Consider the following 279-nt stretch of genomic DNA (forward strand, 5'->3'; position numbering starts at 1 on the left):
CGGACACACCAGTACCTATATTTACGATGCTGGCGGAGAGCGGGTTATCAAGTCGACCAGTCAGGGAGAAACGCGTTACATCAATGCGTATCTGGTGGTACGTGCAGGCAAAGTCGCCACCAAGCACTACTACGCCGGTAGCCAGCGCATTCACACCCGAGTGATGGAAAATGAAAGCTCCACCTTGGTGACGGGTACTGACAGTACGTCCACTAACTCGACAGAAACTAGCACGACGGAGACCACCACAGACACTTCAACGGATGGCACAACAACCGA

At 53.4% G+C, this 279-nt stretch carries 1 protein-coding gene; it reads left to right on the top strand.

Features of this window, described 5'->3' with window-relative positions; translation table 11 throughout:
* Positions 1-279, top strand: a 279-nt coding sequence (locus tag LRP50_RS25640; RefSeq protein WP_274167204.1) for a hypothetical protein, incomplete at both ends; no start/stop codon positions are given.

It is taken from the genome of Enterovibrio gelatinilyticus (genome assembly GCF_028683095.1).
Taxonomy (GTDB): domain Bacteria; phylum Pseudomonadota; class Gammaproteobacteria; order Enterobacterales; family Vibrionaceae; genus Enterovibrio; species Enterovibrio gelatinilyticus.